Here is a 19086-nt window from a genome sequence, read left to right on the forward strand (position 1 = left end):
CAAGCCAGCCTCCCGCCCTGCCGCCGAAGACTTGGCATTCCGGCCCCGATATGCTTATCTAAGCCGATCCAATATCCCTTTGAGTTGGTCGACCGGGCTTTTCCGCTCATAAAGTATGCCATACACGGCTTCGGCGATCGGCATATCGATTCCGAACCGGGATTGCAGCCTGTGGATACAATCTGCGGCGTAGTATCCCTCCGCGACCATGTTCATCTCCATCTGGGCGTTCCGCACCGAATACCCCTTGCCGATCATGACGCCGAAGGTCCGGTTGCGGCTGAACTGCGAATAGCACGTCACCAGCAGATCTCCCAAATAAGCCGAGTTGCAGACGTTCCGCTCGGCGTCGAAAGTGGAGCTGAGGAATCGTTCCATTTCCAGCGCTGCATTGGAAATAAGCACGGCGAGGAAATTGTCGCCGTATCCCAACCCATGCGCTATTCCGACAGCAATGGCATAAATATTCTTCAGTACTGCCGCATACTCTGCTCCGTATATATCTGCCGATATCGTAACCCGGATATAGTCGTTCGCAAATTTTTCGCCCAGCAGATCAGCCGTCGCCGGGTCTTTGCATACCATGGTCAGGTACGACAAGCGTTCGAGGGCGACTTCTTCTGCATGGCACGGCCCGGTCACGATTCCGATGCGGTCGAAGGGTACGCCGTAACGTTGGTTGAGCCATTCGGCGACGGTAACATACCCGTCAGGAACAATCCCCTTGATGGCGGAGACGATGAATTTTCCGTCCAGCGCACGGCGGTCGAGCGGTTCCAAAGTAAGCCCGAGGAAAGCGGAAGGTACGGCGAAGATGATCACATCGCTGTCGCGCACCACGGAACGTATGTCATCGCTGACCTGCAGCCGGTCGGTGAAGAAGTGCACCTGGCTGAGGTACTTGGGATTGGTGCGGTGGGCCGTCAGGTGAGCCTTGACTTCCGGGTTGCGGACGTGCCAGCGGACGGTGCTGCCGTTCTCCAACAATATTTTGACGATGGCGGTGGCCCAGCTGCCGTAACCGACGACGGCGCAAATGGAATCTTTACTTATCCGGGTTTGTGGCATCTCTCAGGTTTAGCCTCCGGGGACAATTTGTCTCCTGGACGATTTGCAAAGGTAAAGATAACACTTTTCAGCGGTTTGCAGAAAAAGAAGAACGGAAAGACGGGCGTTGTTCGGATTGTCTGAATATTATATTTTTCAATAATATCACATCATATCTTATCGATTATTTGGTGATTCAAAAAAATGGACTACATTTGCAATTGAAATGATCTTTTTAAACGTAACAATACAATCGGTAAAAACAAACACACAATGTAGAAACAATCTATTTAAACAACAAAATGCCAGACGGTAATTCTGGCATTTCTCCGGTTAAAAACGGACTGCCCCCATTTCAACTGGATTTTCAAAGGTAATTATATTAGATATATTTACCAAATTACCAACACAAAAGTTCAACTAAAAAATAAGCTATGAAAATACTTCTTATGCTTACTTTCGGACATTACAGCATCCGATTGATTGCCGAAAAACGGTAATTTTCAAATCCAGCAGGGAAAAATCCCTGCCGGATTTAAATAAAAATAACTACCTTGAGAATTGATTAATCGTACCATCCTGGAATTGAAACATTGTTTTGTTGCGTTTTGCGCAAGTTTAATTGTACCATAGTGGAATCTCGCTGGATATTCCAGCATCTTATCTCTGAATGCCAAGTCTCTCTGTACCTGTCTTACGCCGAAAGTGGCTTCGGGCTGTCATTGGAAGTCATAGAGGATCATTGCCGACAAAAGTTCCGGCGGGCAAGGAATACTCCCTGCTGCCGCTACAGCAGTTTACGCGCGCTCTCGTCGTACTGCGAAGCATCGATCCGCACGGCAACGAACAGCAATATGGTAAAAGCCATCAGACTGGAACCGCCGTAACTGAAAAAAGGCAGAGGAATCCCCACCACCGGAAACAGTCCGACAGTCATCCCGATATTGATGACGAAATGCATGAAAAATATGGCCGCGACAGAATAGCAGTAAATTCGTCCGAAAGGTTCTTTCTGCCGTTCGCCCATCCGCATCAGCCGCAAGATCAGAAACAGGAACAGCAGTACCACCCCCAGCGATCCCACGAAGCCCCATTCTTCGCCGACAGTGCAGAAGATGAAGTCGGTACTCTGTTCCGGCACGAAACTGAAACGCGTCTGAGTCCCCCCCAGAAAACCCTTGCCTAAAAATCCTCCGGAACCGATGGCGATCTTGGACTGGATGACATTGTAACTCCAGCCGTGCGGATCGTTCTCGATGCCCAGCAAATCGAGAATACGTTTCTGCTGATGAACTTGCAGGACGTTGTTGAAAACATAATCGACCACCCCGGTGAAAAGAACCGCTCCGGCGAAAAGCAAGGCGAACTGCCACAAATTGGGCACATGCCGCCGCACGGCGTACCGCACGAGCCAGGGTACGGACAAGGCCACGCCGCCGAGCATCGCATGGTAAAGGCTGACCGTCGTTCCGAGAAAGGTGAGCGCGACGAACAGGACGATCCCCAACAGCAAAACCAGAGCGAAGTACCGCAAAGTGTCGCGCCAGTTCCGGTTGACGGCCCCCTGCGCCGTCAGGCACAGCAGCAGCACGATAAAAAGAATCGGCAGCGGTTCGAGCAGGAACGAAATAATGAATAAGAAAATCAGCATCAGCACCACTACATACAACCCAGAGCCGAACCCTTCCCGATAGAGCATCAGAAAAAAGGCGGCGAAAACCAGAGCCGATCCGGTATCGTTCTGGGCGAGGATCAGCAGTACCGGAATCCCGATGATCAAGCCGATGTAATACAAAGCCCTGCCGCTGTGCAGATCGAAATTATAGGCACTCATATACCGGGCCAGCGCCAGCGCCGTGACGAATTTCATAAATTCGGCGGGCTGTATTTGCACCGGCCCGACGACAAGCCATGCCTTGGCCCCGTTGATCTCCCGGCCGAACAACAGCACGAAAAGCATCACCCCCAACATCGCGAAATAGAACGGGTAGGCCAGCATGTGCCAGTATTTGCCGTCGATCAACAGAATGGAGATGGCGAGGAAGAAGCCTATGCCGATCCAGAGCATCTGCATGCCGTAGCGCTGCGAGAGGTCGAAGATGCCGGCCTGTTCTTCGTTGTAGACGGCCGCGTAGATATTCAGCCATCCGAAAAAGACCATCAGGACGTAGATGCCGACCGTCCACCAGTCAATGTCGGAGGCGAACAAACGCCCCCCCCCGCCTTTATTTACCTCGTTTGTCATACATCGGATAGGCTATGTTCATCTCTTTGATCTGCTGCATCATTTCGGGCCGGCGGATCGTGTCCGTCAGGTATTGTTCCACCAGCAGGCTGGCGATAGGTGCGGCTGCGGTGGCCCCGAAGCGGCCGTGCTCGACATACACGGAGACGACGATCTTCGGGTTGTCCCGCGGAGCGAAGCAAAGGAATGTCGAATGGTCGGCGCCGTTCGGGTTCTGGGCGGTGCCGGTCTTGCCGCAGATGTCCAGCCCCGGCACCGCGAAACGGGTGGCCGTGCCGGCCACGTTCACCGCCTGGTACATCCCTTCGACGATCGGCTCGAAATGTTTGGGATCGACCTGGGTGTAATTCTTCTCGTAGAACCGGGCGTCGATGGAGTCCAGCCCGGCGATCTTCTTCACCACGTGCGGAATATAGTAGTATCCCCGGTTAGCGATAGTGGCCCCCAGGTTCGCCAGCTGCAGCGGAGTAACGCCCAGTTCGCCCTGGCCGATGGCCAGCGAGATGACGGTCAGCGAATTCCAACTTCCGCGATAACGGCGGTCGTAAAATTCGGAGGTAGGCACATAGCCGGCCAGTTCATCCCAGAAGTCGGATTCCAATTTGCGGCCGAAGCCGAAGCTCTTGACGTATTCGCGCCACCGGTCGAATCCGCCCCGGGTGATGCCGCCGTAGGCGCGGTTGTCGAGGATGTCGCGCAGCACGTAGCAGAAATAGGCGTTGCACGAGTTAGCCGTAGCCTGCACGAGGTTCAGAGGCGAGAGGTGGCTGTGGCATTTCACGCCCCGTCCGATGGTATAGCCATTGTGGCAGGGATGTAAATCGCCGGGCAGCGTGACTCCCTCCTGCATCCCGATCAGGCCGTTGACGACCTTGAAAGTCGACCCGGGAGGATAGCGCGACATCACGGCGCGGTTGAACAGCGGGTGCCTCCGGTTGCGCAGCAGTTCCATGTAATTGTTCCCCAAGTCCCTGCCCACCAGTTTATCCGGGTCGTAACTGGGGCTGCTGGCCATCACGAGGATTTCCCCGGTGGCAGGCTCGATGGCCACCACCGACCCGACCTTTCCGGCCATCAGTTCTTCCGCCAGTTGCTGCAATCCGGCGTCGATCGTGCAGGTGATGGCCCGTCCCGGCACCGGCAGGGTGTCGTATCGTCCGTCGGCATAGGAGCCCTGCGGCATGCCGTATACATCGACCAGTTCGACTTTCACTCCTTTGCGGCCGCGAAGATACTTTTCGTACGACTTTTCGATGCCGCTTTTGCCGATGTAGTCGCCCATCCGGTAATACGGGTCGCGCTTGATGGTCGCTTCGTCCACTTCGTTGATGTAACCCAGCAAATTGCCCGCAATCTTGCGGGGATAGGTGCGCGAGGTGCGGTACTGGGTGTAAAAGCCTACCGGATGGCGTTCGTCGAGTTTGAGTTTGACTTCCTTGGAGAGCTGCTTGAAGATCATCGAAGGGCGGCGCTTGGAGTAGCGTCTCGCTTTGTCGAGGGCCTTGCGAATCTCTTCGGCAGTGACGCCGAGGGTATTGGCCAGATCGACCGTGTCGAACGGTTCGACGTCGCGGGGGATGACCATCAGGTCATACGATTCGGTGCTCTGGACCAAAAATTCGCCGTTGCGGTCGTACACTTCTCCGCGCGGAGGATACTGCACCATGTAACGCATGGCATTGTTCCGCGCGAAGTCTTTGTAATCGCTGTCGATCACCTGAAGCCAGAACAGCCGCCCGATGATGACGAACACTACGAGGAACAGACAGATTTGAAGTATTTTTTGTCGGTTATATACGGTCTTCATGGTTTTTCGTTGTTGCGGAAGCCATAGCATGCCGGCCTCCGCCTGTCGTCTGTTCCTCCGAAGTCGGATCGGCGCGTAACCAGTAAAAAATCCGCATGAACAGACGAAGCAGGCCCCCGTCTCTACTGTTTATTCGCAGGCCGGAGCCGGGAGGACGGCGTGCTGCGTCCCGCTCCGCCGGGCAGCGAAGGTTCGGGCAGAACGGTCTGCGGCCGGATCGTGATCACGGCCTTGTCCCGTCGGCCCGTCATCGGATCGACCGCCTCGACAGTATTCGCCCCCCGCCTCAACGCCACATTTTCCCAGACGAAACGTCCCAGTCCGTCGTTCACGCGCAGGCCCTGCGAAACGCCGTTCACGAACAGCTCCACATCGTTCTGGTTTGAAAAGACGCGCAGCGTCTGACTCGGATTGCGCCTCACGTCGTACCGTTTGTCGACGATATGGACGAATGGTTCGGAGGCATTCCAGTTCGCCTTATAGAAGTAGAAAGCGTCCTTGCGCACGCTGCGGTCGAAAGTGACCAGCCCGTAGTCCGCCACCCCCGGCCTCGCTCCGTCGGTGCGGTGGGCGGCGCCGTAGTCGAACATCGTCCAGACGAAAGTGCCCCAAAAACTGGGTTTGGAGGCGATCACACTCCAATAAGTCTCATGCAGGGCGGTCTGCCACTGTTCCGGATGCCACGCCCCGGCATAGTCGGGCCGGCAGAGACTGTCCTCCCACTGGTAGACACTGGCTCCGGCCCCATATTCGCTCACGCCGCTCTTGAGAGTCGGAAACCCTTTGCGCAGGTCAGAAGTCCAACCGGCGAAATCCTCTGGCTGTCCCGAAATCCACCCCATAAACTGATTGAAACCGATGAGATCGGTGACGAAATTCAGGTCGCCGTCCTGATTGCTGGCCGCCACAGTCAGCCGGCCGCCTCCCTCCTCGCGGGCGATCTTGTTCAATTCGCGCACCAGTGTCAGGGGATCGTCGCCGCGCTGGGTCAGTTGGTCGAAAATACCCCACCAGACGACACTCGGATGATTGTAAAACTGATGGATCATCTCGCGCAGCTGCCGCCGGGCGTCGTTCCAAAAGCCTTCGCTGTCGCTGAACCCCTTGTCGCGGTACTGCCCCGCACCGACCAGCGGGATCTCGCTCCAGACGAGAATCCCGGCCCTGTCGCAAAGGTCGAGGAAATAAGGGTCGTTCGGAAAATAAGCGCACCGCACGGCATTCACCCCCATCTCTTTCATCAGTTCCACGTCGCGCCGGTGATTCTGGGGCCTGAGGGCGTTCCCGATGCCGTCCCAATCCTCGACGCGGCAGACACCCTGAATACGCACAGGATTCCCGTTAAGCAGAAACCGGTTTTGGTCGTCCACCGAAAACCAGCGCACGCCGAAACTCTGTTTCACGGTATCATAGCCGCCGGAACCACTCACGCGGGCCTCCATATCGTACAGATAGGGATCGTCCGTACTCCACAGCCGGGGCTGCGAGATGCCGAAACTGGCCGCGATGTCGGCGCACCCTTTGCTGTCGAGTTTGACGCGTCGGGTGAGCGAATCGAGAGTGTTTCCTTCGCCGTCGCGCAGAACGAAAGTAACCACGGCCATCTCCCCGCTCCCGCCGCGCACACCGACCAAAGTATTGATGTCGGCCTGGGCAGCGGAAACATGGGTGGGAGTGACATACAGCCCGCACGAGCCGTAATCGTCCAGCGCGATATGCGTAGCAGGGGTGGTGACGAGTTCGACGCTGCGGTAAAGGCCGCCGTAGATATTGAAGTCGCCGGTCAGGGGCAGCAAATCGAGGGCAGGGGAGTTGTTGACCTTCACTAACAGCGTGTTCCGACCGCCGAAATTGACGTGGCGAGTGATCTCGCAGGCAAAAGCGGTGTACCCTCCCCGGTGTTCTCCGGCGTGCTTGCCGTTGACGTAGAGGTTGCAGACCGAATTGGCCCCTCCGAACCGCAGGAACAGGCGCCTTCCTTGCCATTCTTCAGGTATCTCAATGATTTTGAGGTAGTTCCCCACACCGCGGTAGTAGTCGGGCCGGGCGCCCAGGGCATCGGTGTTCCAGGTGTGCGGAAGATCGACAGGCCGTCCGGCGTCAGTGAGGCTCATCACCCAACCGGGAGTATAGCTCCACCCCCGGTCGAGGCTGACGCTCTCCCGCTGGGCGTATGCGGCGGCAGAAAGAACGAAAGCTGTCAGGCTGAATAAATATCTTTTCATAACGGTATATGTGTCGGAGTACAAAGATAGTGAAAGCGGCGAACAATCGACAGACACAATGTTTCCTGCGCTCTAAGCCGGCAAAGGGGAATGCCGGACGCCCCCGGCGCGGATGCGTACCGCTTTCCGCCGGTCGGTGATCTTCTGTCTGCGGACGGCACGCTGTGCGCTTCGCCGTTCGGCCAGATTTCGCCCCCGAACGTCACCGCAACTGCCGGAAAAATTCCCACAGTACCACTCCACCGCTTACCGCCACGTTCAGCGAATGTTTGGTTCCCACCTGCGGGATTTCGACCGCCCCGTGACACAAGTCGACCACCTCTTGCCGCACTCCGTCCACCTCGTTGCCGAACACCAGCGCGAACTTTCCCAAGCCGCCGAACGCAGCCGCTTCCAGCTCATCGAGCGAAACCGCCCCCCGCACCTGTTCGACCGCCAGCACGCAATATCCTTCGGCACGAAGCCGGGACACCGCCTCGACAGTCGAAGAGGCGTATTCCCAGGCCACCGTGAACTCCGCTCCCAGCGCACTCTTGTGAATCTCCCGCGACGGAGGAACCGCACTGATTCCACACAACACGATCCGCTCGATACCGAACGCGTCGCCTGTCCGGAAAAATGCCCCCACATTGTTGGCGCTCCGCACATTGTCCAATACCACGGTCAGCGGCAGTTTCCGCTGCATCGCAAACTCTTCGGGCGTGGGCCGCCCCAGTTCCTCGTTCGTTATTTTCTGCATATCATTCCCGAAATAAGCCTCCGATTCGTCCGGCAAAAATAATCCGAAAAAATACACTGCGCGAACGTCGTATTGTAAAAATCGCTATCTTTCATCGGAAAAAACAACCTAAAAACCCTAAATGCTTATGAGTACAAATATTCCTCTGATTTTTTGGCTCGTACCTTGCGCCGCAATCATCGCCTTGTGCTTTGCCCGGTACTTCTTCGTGCATATGAAGCAGCAGAGCGAAGGCACCGAAATCATGAAAACCATCGCCGGGCATGTACGCAGCGGTGCCATGGCCTATCTGAAACAGCAGTACAAGATCGTCGGGATCGTGTTTCTGGTGTTGTGCGCTTTCTTCGCGGTATTGGCATACGGATTCGGGGTGCAGAATCCGTGGGTGCCGTTCGCGTTCTTGACCGGGGGCTTTTTCTCGGGGCTGGCGGGGTATATCGGCATGAAGACCGCCACTTACGCTTCGGCGCGAACCGCACATGCCGCATCCGAATCCTTGAACCGGGGGCTGAAAGTCGCTTTCCGGTCGGGGGCTGTGATGGGACTGGTGGTCGTGGGCCTCGGACTGCTGGATATATCGGCGTGGTACTTGGTGCTGGAGTGGTTCTACGATGACATTGCCACTACCCAGAAACTGGTGATTATCACGACTACCATGCTGACCTTCGGTATGGGAGCTTCCACGCAGGCGTTATTCGCCAGAGTGGGGGGAGGGATCTATACCAAAGCTGCGGACGTGGGGGCGGATCTCGTGGGGAAAGTCGAAGCCGGGATTCCGGAAGACGACCCGCGCAATCCGGCTACCATTGCGGATAACGTGGGGGATAATGTGGGCGACGTGGCCGGGATGGGGGCAGACCTCTACGAAAGCTACTGCGGCTCGATACTGGCCACCGCGGCATTGGGGGCTTCGGCTTTCGCCATAGCGCCGGAAATGCAGCTGCGGGCAGTGCTGGCACCGATGCTGATCGCAGCGGTCGGGATTCTGCTCTCGATCATCGGCATCTACTTGGTCAAGACCAAGGAGGGGGCGACGATGAAAACGCTGCTCCGGTCTCTGGGCCTGGGGGTCAATACCAGTTCCGTCTTGATCGCGGTAGCGACGTTCGTCATTCTGTATCTGTTAGGATTGGAAAACTGGCTGGGCATTTCGTTCTCGGTGATCTGCGGCTTGGTGGCCGGGATCATTATCGGACAGTCTACGGAATACTACACTTCGCAGTCGTATAAACCGACCCGGAAAGTGGCCGAAAGCTCGCAGACGGGGCCGGCGACGGTGATTATTTCGGGGATCGGCCTCGGGATGCTCTCGACGGCGATTCCGGTGATTACCATTGCGGCGGCGATTATTCTGGCTTTCCTGTGCGCCATCAATTTCGAGGTGACGGATATGCTGACCCCGGGCAACCTGTCGCTGGGGCTGTACGGGATCGGGATCGCAGCGGTCGGGATGCTCTCGACGCTGGGAATTACGCTGGCTACGGACGCTTACGGGCCGATTGCGGACAATGCGGGCGGCAATGCGGAGATGAGCGGTCTGGGGGCTGAGGTGCGCAAACGGACGGATGCGCTGGATGCGCTGGGGAATACCACGGCGGCGACGGGCAAGGGTTTTGCCATCGGTTCGGCGGCGCTGACGGCACTGGCGCTCATGGCGTCGTATCTGGAAGAGATCAAGATGGGGTTGCAACATATCGGTGTGAAAACGATCGAGGTGCTGGGGAATATGGTGCCGGTCGAACAGGCGACGCTGCCGGATTTCATGGAGTACTATCAGGTCAATCTGATGAATCCGAAGGTGCTGATCGGGGTTTTCATCGGTTCGATGATGGCGTTCGTTTTCTGCGGGCTGACGATGAATGCGGTGGGGCGTGCGGCGCAGTCGATGGTCGAAGAGGTGCGGCGGCAGTTCCGCGAAATCAAAGGGATTCTGACGGGCGAGGCGACGCCGGACTATGCGCGTTGCGTGGCGATCTCGACCAAGGGGGCGCAGCGGGAGATGCTCCTGCCGTCGATTCTGGCGATCGTGGCGCCGATCGTGACGGGGATCGTGTTCGGGGTTGCAGGTGTGCTGGGATTGCTGGTCGGCGGCCTCGGCGCGGGGTTCGTGCTGGCGATTTTCATGGCTAACTCCGGCGGGGCCTGGGACAATGCCAAGAAGTACATCGAAGAGGGGAATCTCGGCGGCAAAGGGTCGGATTCTCATAAGGCTACCGTCGTGGGGGACACGGTGGGGGATCCGTTCAAGGATACTTCCGGGCCGTCGCTCAACATCTTGATCAAGTTGATGAGTATGGTGGCGATCGTGATGGCGGGTTTGACGGTGGCGTTCAGCATTCTCTAACAGGGACTTACGGTCTTTTTTCGCACGTCAGCCACCCGAATCGATTCGGGTGGCTGACGTTTTTTCATGGTCGGTTCGACCGAAAAAAAGGCGGACACTCTCATACTTGGTCGGAAAAAATCGATTTGTTTTGCGGGCGTGGCACTGCGGTGCCGGAGCTTCACCGTGCGGAGGGGTGCCGCTCGGCACTCGATCCGGGGAGTTTACTCGAAGAAAATTCCACTGCCCTTTCGGGTCGGAGCTTGCGAGGCTTTTTGACCGAACAAACTGATCGGTTCGGTGCCCAGCGGAAAATAATTCAGAAGTAATAAACCCGCCCCGAACACCCTTTCAAGGTAATTTTGGGGCGTGAAAGTACCAGCCATTACGCACCGGAAAGGCAAGCAGACCGGCTCCCCTTATACGTTTTCAGGCCGGTCTCCGCATGCGGGACCGGCCTGAAAACGCAATCGATAAAACAGAGATACTATACGATTCCCTGAGCCAGCATAGCATTGGCCACCTTCCGGAACCCCGCGATATTCGCCCCCTTCACATAATTGACATACCCGTCCGGCTCCGTCCCGTACTCGACACACACCGAATGGATATTCTTCATGATCGAACGGAGTTTCTCGTCCACCTCTTCCGGGCTCCATTTCAACCGTTCGGAATTCTGGGTCATTTCCAGTCCGGACGTAGCCACCCCGCCCGCATTGGAAGCCTTGCCCGGAGAATAGAGCAACTTGTGCTGCTGGAACGCATGAACCGCCTCCGGCGTAGAAGGCATATTGGCCCCTTCCGCCACACAAATACAGCCGTTCGCAATCAATTTCGCCGCATCCTCCCCGTTCAGTTCGTTCTGCGTAGCACACGGCATGGCAATGTCGCACTTCACCCCCCACGGCCGCTCCCCAGGGTAGTACTTCGCACTCGGATACCGTTCCGCATATTCGCTGATGCGGCCGCGGTAGATATTCTTCAACTCCAGGATATAATCTAACTTGTCGGCATCGATACCATCCGGATCGTAGATGTAGCCCGACGAATCCGAAGCAGTCACCACTTTCGCCCCCAGTTGGGTCATTTTCTGGATGGCATACTGCGCCACGTTCCCCGAACCGGAGATCGCCACCACTTTCCCCGCCGGACTGTCGCCCCGCGTAGCGAGCATCTCCTGCGCAAAATAACTCACCCCGTACCCCGTCGCCTCCGGTCTGAGCGGGCTCCCCCCCCAATCAAGCCCTTTCCCGGTCAAAGTCCCGGTAAACTCATTGCGCAATCGCTTGTACTGGCCGAACAGGAAGCCGATCTCACGCGCTCCCACACCGATGTCCCCCGCCGGCACGTCCGTGTCGGCCCCGATGTGCCGCTGGAGTTCGGTAGCGAAGCTCTGACAAAAGCGCATCACCTCGTTATCCGATTTCCCCTTCGGGTTGAAATCAGAACCTCCCTTGCCGCCGCCCATCGGCAGCGTAGTCAACGCATTTTTGAACGTCTGTTCAAAAGCCAGGAACTTCAGAATACTGAGGTTCACCGAAGCATGGAACCGCAGGCCCCCCTTGTAAGGCCCGATGGCGCTGTTCATCTGAATCCGGTAGCCGCGGTTGATTTCCACCTCGCCCCGGTCATTGACCCACGGCACTCGGAAGATAATCACGCGTTCCGGCTCGGCGATGCGTTCCAGCACTTTCATTTTCATCAGGACAGGATTCTCGATAATATACGGGGCCAGGCTTTCGACCACCTCATGGACAGCCTGATGAAATTCCGGTTCATTCGGGTTTTTGGCCTCGATGTGCGACATAAAATCGCTGATGTACTGCTGGACTTGTTTTTCCATCGGTTTCTCGGTTTACAGTTTGAAATCTCACTTGAATGTTGCAAAAGTAGGACTTTAAACGAGTTTTGCGTTCGATTGTGCGATTTTTAACATCATAAGGAAAATTTGTAACAGATTGTTATTCATCGATCTGATTCAGATCCAGATCGGGGTGGTCGGTAGGGAAATCCCGCAACCCGGAAATGCTGTCTTCGGAGATTTTATCGTTCGCGACGGCTTCACGGATAATTCCGCACACCACTCTTGACGGATCAGTTGCGGAGCGGGTGATGTCTAAAAAAGGGTCTGAATAGCCGAATCGGATGCCAAAACACGTCTGGGGTCGAGCAAGGAAGCGACCGCACAAAATCCGGTTCCATTTCGTCGTCCGCATTCCGCCTCTTTGACGTATCTTTGCGGTATGGGATTTTTGGTACAATCGTTTTGGCTGCTGTTTTTCTATTTGCTGGGCCTCGGGGTGAGCGTGCTGATCGGCGGGATTATTCCCGGCAGTGTGCTGGGCATGGCATTGCTGTTCATGGCACTGGCATCCGGATGGCTTCGGCCGGAGCAGGTGAGCCGGGTGTCTGAACTCCTGCTCGACAATATGGTGCTCTTTTTCCTGCCGGCAGCGGTAGGGCTGATCACCTCCGTGGGACTGATCTCGGCCAACCTGACCGCCATTCTGGTCTCGGCGGCGGTCAGCACAGTATTGATCGTGGCCGTGGTGGCCGTGACGCAGCAACGGATGGAAATACGCAAGCGAAAACGAAAAATCCGGGAGGGCGGCCATGAAACTCGATAATACATTCGAGGCGTTGGGAGTACTCGTCGGCTCGCAGATTTTCCTGCTCACTTTCACCATAGGGATTTACGTGCTGTCGCTATGGCTGTTCCGGCGCACGCGGATCGGCCTGCTGCACCCGCTGCTTACATCGGGAGCGGTGATCATCGTTTTCCTGCTGGCCACGGGCATTTCCTACGAACAGTATCACGATGCAACGGCATTGATCGATTTTATGCTCGGGCCGTCGGTGGTGGCGCTCGGCTATGCGCTTTACCGGCAGGTGGAACAGCTCAAGGCCAATGCGGTGTCGATCGTCACTTCGGTCGTGGTGGGGAGTGTCGTGGGAATCGTGAGCGTGATCGGGATTATCCGGCTTTTCGGAGCCGGCGCGACAATCGAAGCGTCGATAGTGCCGAAATCGGTCACGACACCGATCGCAATGTCCATTTCCGAGCGTTCGGGAGGGATCGGCTCGCTGACGGCTATTGTGGTCATCCTGACCGGTATTTTCGGAAGCATCGTCGGGCCGTTCGTCCTTCGTAAATTAAAAATCACCAGCAAGATAGCCAAGGGATTGGCCATGGGGTCGGCCGCCCATGGCGTGGGAACGGCCAAAGCGATGGAGATGGGAGCGGTCGAAGGGGCGGTAAGCGGTCTTGCCATCGGTTTGATGGGGCTGGCGACGGCTCTGTTAGTGCCGGTGATCGAATGTATTTTATAGCCTCGTGCGTTCCGGAACCGGTCAGGTCTGCCGGACGGGAAAAGTTCACGTTTTATGCGGGAAGAGGCGCTTTTCCGGCCGCCTCTCGTCCCCGAATCCTTTAGAGCGTACCCGGCGACCGAACTTTCATAAAACGGTTTTGTACAGCGTAATGACATTGATCTCGGGCCAGGCACCGAAGCGGAACGGCACGGTACCTCCCGCCCCGAGCGACACGTACAGCGTCTGCTCCCCATGCCGGTAGAGGCCTCCCCATTCGGGATAACTCCATCGGGCGGGTGAAAAGCCCCCGATCATCAACTGCATGGCATGGGTATGGCCCGAAAGCGTCAGGTCGATGTCCGTGGCGGGCAGCACCTCGCGCCGCCAGTGGCTCGGGTCGTGGCTCAGCAGGATTTTGAAAGCATCGTCGGGAATTCCTTCCGTCGCTTCAGTCAAATCGCCGCGCGAAGGAAAGGGAGGCCGACCGTCGTTCTCCACCCCGATCAAGACGATACTGTCACTGCCGCGTCGAATCATCCGATTCCCGTTCAGCAACAAATCCCACCCGAAGCTCCTCTGGAGGCGTTTCAACTCCGCCAAGCTGCGCGCCGCCCCGTCAGCCGTGTCGTAATGCCGGTAAGTGCAGTAGTCGTGGTTGCCAAGGATCGAGAAAACTCCGTCGGGAGCCTTCAACTGCGGCAGAATCTCCAGAAAGGGATCGAGTTCGCCGGGCGAGTTGTTGACTAAGTCGCCCGTGAAGACGATCATATCCGGCTGCAAGGCATTCACGCGTCCGACCAGTTCCCGGACGAAGCCCGTGTCGCTGCCGAACGTGCCGATATGCAGGTCGGAGAGCTGCACGATGCGGTAACCGTCGAAGGCTGCCGGAAGCCTGGACGACACCAAGGTGACTTCCTTGACCTCAAGCCGTTTCCAACCGTGCGTAAAGCCGTAGACAAAAGCGGCACAGGTGGCAGCGCCGACCACGATACCGGTTATATTCCCGACGGTCGAGGCATAGGGTACGAAACTTCCTATCCCGCGTCCCGCAAGCGAAATGACCGTAAAGAGGAGTTTGGGTACGGCGACGCACAGCAACAGTCCGAAAAAGAGTTTTATCAGCCACTCCTGATGACACCCGGCCCCCCAGGCTCCTGCGGCGGCGAACGCCAGCGCCGTGGGCAGCCAGTAGGCCGTGCTCCAGCATGCCGGAGCGGTTTCCCGCACGAATGCGAACCAGATATAGAGGTCGGGCAGCAGAAGCAGCAAAACGAAAACGACGAGGAAAAGAATCATGGCCTGTTTTTCTAAAGCAAATTGCAAATCTCGGGTTTTATTTGTCCACTCCGATCAGGAACCCCACGGTTTGCGGGTCATCGTGTGAACCCAAAGGCTTCCGCCTTTGTCCAGCTCGGCGATCGCGGCCATTTCTCCTCCCGAAAGCGCCAAGTCGAAAAACATCCGGATTTGCTTTCTTCCGTTCGATGTGAGCCGGGGATCGGCATTCCGACGCCGTTGCTTAAAGTGTCCATAACGGTTCGCGAATCTATACGTTCAGTCCGGCTTCGTAAGCCTGCTCCATGGCAGGTGTTCCGACGATTTCGCCCGCGCGCCATGCTCCTACGCCGTAAATGACGCCTCGCTCCCGGGGATTCTCTATACAGTCGAGGAAACCGCGGAAACACTCTATCGTGCGCTCCATAGCCGGAATGCTCTGTTCGGCGGCAGTCACGATAAAGAAAAATTCTTTGTCTTTCATTTCCAAATAGCGGGCGCAGGCCCGGTCGATCAGCGTTTTCATCTGGGCGCTGAGCGTATAGAAATAGACCGGGGTGGCCATTACGATGACGTCCGCGTCGACCATTTTCTGCAATATTTCCGGTGCGTCGTCCTGCTGGGGACAAGGTTTTTCTCCATTATAGCAAATTCCGCACCCGGTGCAGTATCCGATCCGGAAGTCTTTCAGAAAAATCTTCTCGACCCGGTGCCCGGCTTCTGCCGCCCCGGCCAGGAAACGCTCGCACAGCAAGTCGGAATTGCCGCCGCGCCGCGGGCTGGAGGAAAGAATCAATATGTTTTTACCCATCTTTTTTGCGTTCGGTAAGTATAATCGTTGGCGGCCAAGTCCGTTTGGCCGTTTTACAAACGGGCCGGTTATCGATGATAACCGGCCCGTGCCCGTCATTCGGTTTTGATTTTCCGGATCTCTCGGGCCGGAACCCCTCCGACGATCGTATCGTCAGGGACATCTTTCGTAACCACCGCCCCGGCAGCCACGATCGCATTCTCTCCGATCGTCACGCCCGGCAGAACGACCGCCGCAGCCCCGATCCAAGCGTTGCGCCTGATTCGGATCGGCCGGGCATAAACGTTATGCCGGAGCTCCGGCTGCTCCGCATGGTTTTCGGTAATGAGGTTCACGTTCGGGCCGATGAACACGCCATCCTCCAGGGTAATCCCGCCGCGATCCATAAATGTGCATCCGTTGTTGACGAAAACCTTTTTGCCGAAACGGATGAACTGTCCGAAATCGGTGTGGAACGGAGGGACGATCCAGACCGAATCGTCCAGTTTCTGCCCGGTGAGTTCGCTGATAATCTCGCGGGTCTGCTCCGGAGTATGGTAGGATGCGTTCAATTCGCCCGTGATCCGCATCCCTCTGAGCAGCGCTTCGTACAATACCGGATATTCCGGGTCGCTTTCGAGGATCAGCTCCCCGTTGCGCATCTTTTCAAAAATATCCATACGCGCTATTTCAAGTTATCTTTGAAAAAAGACTCCAACTTGTCGAAAGGAATGATCTCCGTCCGGTCGTACAGATCGGTATGGTTGGCGCCGGGAATAATCAGCAACTCTTTGTTGTCGCCTTTCAATTTTTTGAACGTATCCTCGCCGAAGTAACGGGAGTGGGCCTTTTCGCCGTGGACGATCAGTACGGCACTCTCCAATTCATCGGCGTATTCAAAGAACCGGAAATTGAGGAACGGGAGGGTCGAGGTGACGTTCCATCCGCCGTTGGAGTTGAGCGAACGTTTGTGGTAGCCTCGCGGCGTTTTGTAATAGGCATGGTAGTCCTTGACGAATTGCGGCGCATCCGCGGGCAAAGGATCGACGACTCCGCCGCCGAGTTTGTACGAACCGTTGCGGTAGTCCTCCGTGCGCTGTGCGGCCATCGCCGCACGCTTGGCGTTGCGCTGTTCGGCGGAATTTTCCGCATCGAAATAGCCGTTGGCGCTGACGCGGGTCATGTCGTACATCGTCGAGGCGACCGTCGCCCGGATGCGCGGGTCGTTGATGGCGGCCTGAATCGCGATGCCGCCCCAGCCGCAGATGCCGAGGATGCCGATGCGTTCCGCATCCACGTCGTCACGGGTCGAAAGGTAATCCACCGCCGCACTGAAATCTTCGGTGTTGATATCGGGCGAAGCCACATAGCGGGGTTCGCCGCCGCTTTCGCCCGTATAGGAGGGGTCGAAAGCGAGGGTCAGGAATCCGCGCTCCGCCAGCGTCTGTGCATAAAGTCCCGAAGATTGTTCCTTGACGGCTCCGAACGGGCCGCTTACGGCGATAGCGGGCAGCTTGCCCGACGCCTCTTTCGGTACGTACAGATCGGCGGCCAGCGTAATGCCGTAGCGGTTGGTAAAGGTGACTTTACGGTGATTCACGCGGTCGCTTTGCGGGAATACTTTGTCCCATTCGGTTTGTTCCATGTCTGTTTCTGTTTGGGTCCGGGTGCAGGCGCTTGCTCCAAGAGCCAGCATCGTCAGACAGATTAATTTTAATTTCGTTTTCATCCTATTTTTTGTTGTCAGACAGAGGTCGATCGAAATCGTGCCGAAGCGACCGACGGTTCCGACTTCGGAACCGGTGCCCGTCGCGTTTGTTTTTCGGTGCGGGGCATTCGGAAAATCAAACCCGGCGGCCCATTTCGCAGGCTTCTTGCATAGCCGGTGTCCCTTCGATTTCGCCCGCGCCATGCCCCTGCGCCGTATGACACCTCGTTCCCCGGGAATTCTCTATGCCGTCGTTCGGACTTTCGTTTTGCAGGACAAAAATACGCAATAAACACATCGGTTCGGTAGACGGATTACGGTTTCTCCTACCCGAATTACAGATTGTGTTTTCCTTTGCCGTACTGTAAGTTACGAGATGTGTGTCCGGCTTCGCGGCCATTCGGGTATATGGATTACGGTTTCTCTTACCCGAATTACGGATTCTGCACTCCGGGAATAGCGGGAAACCGGAAAAGCGCGTAATTTTGTCTATACCAAAAGATCGGACTTATGGAAAAGAACATCCTCGCTATCGACACCGTCGATGCGTACAACAAGATGCTGGGGATCGAAACGCTGCATCCGCTGATCAGCGTCATCGACATGGCAAAGGCCAAGCCGATCAGGCATATGCGGTATGCGTTCGGCCTCTACGCCATTTTCCTCAAAGAGATCAAATGCGGCGATTTGAGGTATGGACGCCGTTACTACGACTACCAGGAGGGAACGCTCGTTTGCGTGGCGCCGGGGCAGGTGGTGGGGTTCGAGGATAACGGCGAGGTTATCCAGCCCAAAGGGTGGGCGCTGGTGTTCCATCCCGACCTGATCCGGGGAACGGCGCTGGGGCAGCATATGAACGAGTACACCTTCTTTTCCTATGAGTCCGACGAAGCGCTGCACCTTTCGGAGCGGGAACGCGGAATCGTAATCGAGTGTCTGGATAAAATCGGACATGAACTGGAAAACTCCATCGACCGGCACAGCAAACGTCTGATTACCATCAACATCGAGATGCTGCTCGATTACTGTCTGCGTTTTTACGAACGGCAGTTCATCACGCGGTCGGAAGTCAATCGGGATGTGCTGTCCCGGTTCGAGCGGCTGCTCGACGGCTATTTTTCCAGTGACCGTGCACAGCGGGAGGGGTTGCCTTCCGTGAAATATTGTGCGGGAGAGTTGTGTCTGTCGCCCAATTATTTCGGCGACATGGTCAAAAAAGAGACCGGTAAGACGGCGCAGGAATATATCCAGCTCAAAGTGATCGCTGCGGCCAAGGAACGGCTGAACGACCCTGAAAAGACCATCGGGCAGGTTGCTTATGAACTGGGGTTCCAGTATCCCCAGCATTTCACCCGATTGTTCAAGAAAGTGGTGGGCAGCACGCCGAACGAGTACCGGGGGCGCCTGAACTAAAGCTCTTCCGGCATTCGAGGGGAGAGCTCCGCGTCAGGCCGCCATTCACGGCTCCCGCCCCTCTTTACCTGAATACAAAAAAACACCTTTCTTACGTGTGTAAGAAAGGTGTTGGCATCGGCGGTGCGGACGAGACTCGAACTCGCGACCCCCTGCGTGACAGGCAGGTATTCTAACCAGCTGAACTACCGCACCGGACTGC

General features: G+C 56.5%; 14 protein-coding genes and 1 tRNA gene. 4 read left to right on the forward strand and 11 right to left on the reverse strand.

Going from position 1 to position 19086, the window contains the following annotated elements; all coding sequences use genetic code 11:
• Window positions 1-54: 54 nt before the first annotated feature.
• From Q0Z93_RS02525 to Q0Z93_RS02545, 5 genes are all read right to left on the reverse strand, one after another.
• Entirely contained in the window at window positions 55-1068 is a 1014-nt protein-coding gene (locus tag Q0Z93_RS02525) for an NAD(P)H-dependent glycerol-3-phosphate dehydrogenase (RefSeq protein ID WP_298062245.1), read from the reverse strand.
• Window positions 1069-1834: 766 nt separating this feature from the next.
• Complete coding sequence (gene rodA, locus Q0Z93_RS02530) at window positions 1835-3292, reverse strand: rod shape-determining protein RodA (protein ID WP_298062247.1); 1458 nt, start codon at window positions 3290-3292, stop codon at window positions 1835-1837.
• A complete protein-coding gene (gene mrdA, locus Q0Z93_RS02535; protein WP_298062249.1) occupies window positions 3273-5099 on the reverse strand; it encodes a penicillin-binding protein 2 in 1827 nt (608 codons plus the stop codon). The genes rodA and mrdA overlap by 20 nt, the downstream gene beginning before the upstream one ends.
• Window positions 5100-5221: 122 nt before the next feature.
• Entirely contained in the window at window positions 5222-7324 is a 2103-nt protein-coding gene (locus Q0Z93_RS02540; protein WP_298062251.1) for a glycoside hydrolase family 2 TIM barrel-domain containing protein, read from the reverse strand.
• Between the two features lie 202 nt (window positions 7325-7526).
• Window positions 7527-8063, reverse strand: a complete 537-nt coding sequence (locus Q0Z93_RS02545; RefSeq protein WP_298062253.1) for an RNA methyltransferase — start codon at window positions 8061-8063, stop codon at window positions 7527-7529.
• A 127-nt stretch (window positions 8064-8190) separates the two neighbouring features.
• On the opposite strand from Q0Z93_RS02545, the gene Q0Z93_RS02550 reads away from it, so the two are divergent.
• A complete protein-coding gene (locus tag Q0Z93_RS02550) occupies window positions 8191-10407 on the forward strand; it encodes a sodium-translocating pyrophosphatase (protein WP_298062255.1) in 2217 nt (738 codons plus the stop codon).
• Window positions 10408-10873: 466 nt separating this feature from the next.
• Here Q0Z93_RS02550 and gdhA read toward each other — a convergent pair whose 3' ends face one another.
• On the reverse strand, window positions 10874-12229 hold the full coding sequence (gene gdhA / locus Q0Z93_RS02555) for an NADP-specific glutamate dehydrogenase (protein WP_298062257.1): 1356 nt from the start codon (window positions 12227-12229) through the stop codon (window positions 10874-10876).
• Between the two features lie 400 nt (window positions 12230-12629).
• Between gdhA and Q0Z93_RS02560 the strand changes: the two genes are divergently transcribed.
• Both Q0Z93_RS02560 and Q0Z93_RS02565 read left to right on the forward strand, forming a co-directional pair.
• Window positions 12630-13013: a CidA/LrgA family protein gene (locus Q0Z93_RS02560; protein ID WP_298062259.1), complete on the forward strand. Its 384-nt coding sequence runs from the start codon at window positions 12630-12632 to the stop codon at window positions 13011-13013.
• Window positions 13000-13716 (forward strand): LrgB family protein, encoded by a 717-nt coding sequence (locus Q0Z93_RS02565; RefSeq protein WP_298062262.1) that lies wholly within the window; start codon window positions 13000-13002, stop codon window positions 13714-13716. The genes Q0Z93_RS02560 and Q0Z93_RS02565 overlap by 14 nt, the downstream gene beginning before the upstream one ends.
• Before the next feature lie 126 nt (window positions 13717-13842).
• Here Q0Z93_RS02565 and Q0Z93_RS02570 read toward each other — a convergent pair whose 3' ends face one another.
• The 4 genes from Q0Z93_RS02570 to Q0Z93_RS02585 form a co-directional block, all read right to left on the reverse strand.
• Complete coding sequence (locus tag Q0Z93_RS02570; RefSeq protein ID WP_298062271.1) at window positions 13843-14994, reverse strand: metallophosphoesterase; 1152 nt, start codon at window positions 14992-14994, stop codon at window positions 13843-13845.
• A 250-nt stretch (window positions 14995-15244) separates the two neighbouring features.
• Complete coding sequence (locus tag Q0Z93_RS02575) at window positions 15245-15784, reverse strand: flavodoxin family protein (RefSeq protein WP_298062264.1); 540 nt, start codon at window positions 15782-15784, stop codon at window positions 15245-15247.
• Window positions 15785-15879: 95 nt separating this feature from the next.
• Window positions 15880-16443, reverse strand: coding sequence for a sugar O-acetyltransferase (locus tag Q0Z93_RS02580; protein ID WP_298062265.1), 564 nt, complete (start codon window positions 16441-16443; stop codon window positions 15880-15882).
• A 5-nt stretch (window positions 16444-16448) separates the two neighbouring features.
• The gene (locus Q0Z93_RS02585; RefSeq protein ID WP_298062267.1) at window positions 16449-17408 is read right to left on the reverse strand and encodes an alpha/beta hydrolase; all 960 of its coding nucleotides are present in this window, start codon (window positions 17406-17408) and stop codon (window positions 16449-16451) included.
• 573 nt (window positions 17409-17981) lie between these two features.
• Here Q0Z93_RS02585 and Q0Z93_RS02590 point away from each other — a divergent pair.
• Window positions 17982-18884 (forward strand): helix-turn-helix domain-containing protein, encoded by a 903-nt coding sequence (locus Q0Z93_RS02590; RefSeq protein ID WP_298062269.1) that lies wholly within the window; start codon window positions 17982-17984, stop codon window positions 18882-18884.
• A 121-nt stretch (window positions 18885-19005) separates the two neighbouring features.
• On the opposite strand, the gene Q0Z93_RS02595 is transcribed toward Q0Z93_RS02590, so the two are convergent.
• Window positions 19006-19079, reverse strand: a tRNA-Asp gene (locus Q0Z93_RS02595).
• Between the last annotated feature and the right edge of the window lie 7 nt (window positions 19080-19086).

This window comes from uncultured Rikenella sp. (assembly GCF_947628055.1).
Taxonomy (GTDB): domain Bacteria; phylum Bacteroidota; class Bacteroidia; order Bacteroidales; family Rikenellaceae; genus Rikenella.

What these genes read in the sequence shown, in the direction of transcription:
- Q0Z93_RS02545 (WP_298062253.1), bottom strand. Translation starts at nt 8,063, where the DNA reads ATGCAGAAAATAACGAACGAGGAACTGGGGCGGCCCACGCCCGAAGAG.
- Q0Z93_RS02565 (WP_298062262.1), top strand. Translation starts at nt 13,000, where the DNA reads ATGAAACTCGATAATACATTCGAGGCGTTGGGAGTACTCGTCGGCTCG.
- Q0Z93_RS02570 (WP_298062271.1), bottom strand. Translation starts at nt 14,994, where the DNA reads ATGATTCTTTTCCTCGTCGTTTTCGTTTTGCTGCTTCTGCTGCCCGAC.
- Q0Z93_RS02590 (WP_298062269.1), top strand. Translation starts at nt 17,982, where the DNA reads ATGGAAAAGAACATCCTCGCTATCGACACCGTCGATGCGTACAACAAG.
- Q0Z93_RS02575 (WP_298062264.1), bottom strand. Translation starts at nt 15,784, where the DNA reads ATGGGTAAAAACATATTGATTCTTTCCTCCAGCCCGCGGCGCGGCGGC.
- Q0Z93_RS02580 (WP_298062265.1), bottom strand. Translation starts at nt 16,443, where the DNA reads ATGGATATTTTTGAAAAGATGCGCAACGGGGAGCTGATCCTCGAAAGC.
- Q0Z93_RS02525 (WP_298062245.1), bottom strand. Translation starts at nt 1,068, where the DNA reads ATGCCACAAACCCGGATAAGTAAAGATTCCATTTGCGCCGTCGTCGGT.
- Q0Z93_RS02540 (WP_298062251.1), bottom strand. Translation starts at nt 7,324, where the DNA reads ATGAAAAGATATTTATTCAGCCTGACAGCTTTCGTTCTTTCTGCCGCC.
- Q0Z93_RS02585 (WP_298062267.1), bottom strand. Translation starts at nt 17,408, where the DNA reads ATGGAACAAACCGAATGGGACAAAGTATTCCCGCAAAGCGACCGCGTG.
- Q0Z93_RS02550 (WP_298062255.1), top strand. Translation starts at nt 8,191, where the DNA reads ATGAGTACAAATATTCCTCTGATTTTTTGGCTCGTACCTTGCGCCGCA.
- gdhA (WP_298062257.1), bottom strand. Translation starts at nt 12,229, where the DNA reads ATGGAAAAACAAGTCCAGCAGTACATCAGCGATTTTATGTCGCACATC.
- mrdA (WP_298062249.1), bottom strand. Translation starts at nt 5,099, where the DNA reads ATGAAGACCGTATATAACCGACAAAAAATACTTCAAATCTGTCTGTTC.
- Q0Z93_RS02560 (WP_298062259.1), top strand. Translation starts at nt 12,630, where the DNA reads ATGGGATTTTTGGTACAATCGTTTTGGCTGCTGTTTTTCTATTTGCTG.
- rodA (WP_298062247.1), bottom strand. Translation starts at nt 3,292, where the DNA reads ATGACAAACGAGGTAAATAAAGGCGGGGGGGGGCGTTTGTTCGCCTCC.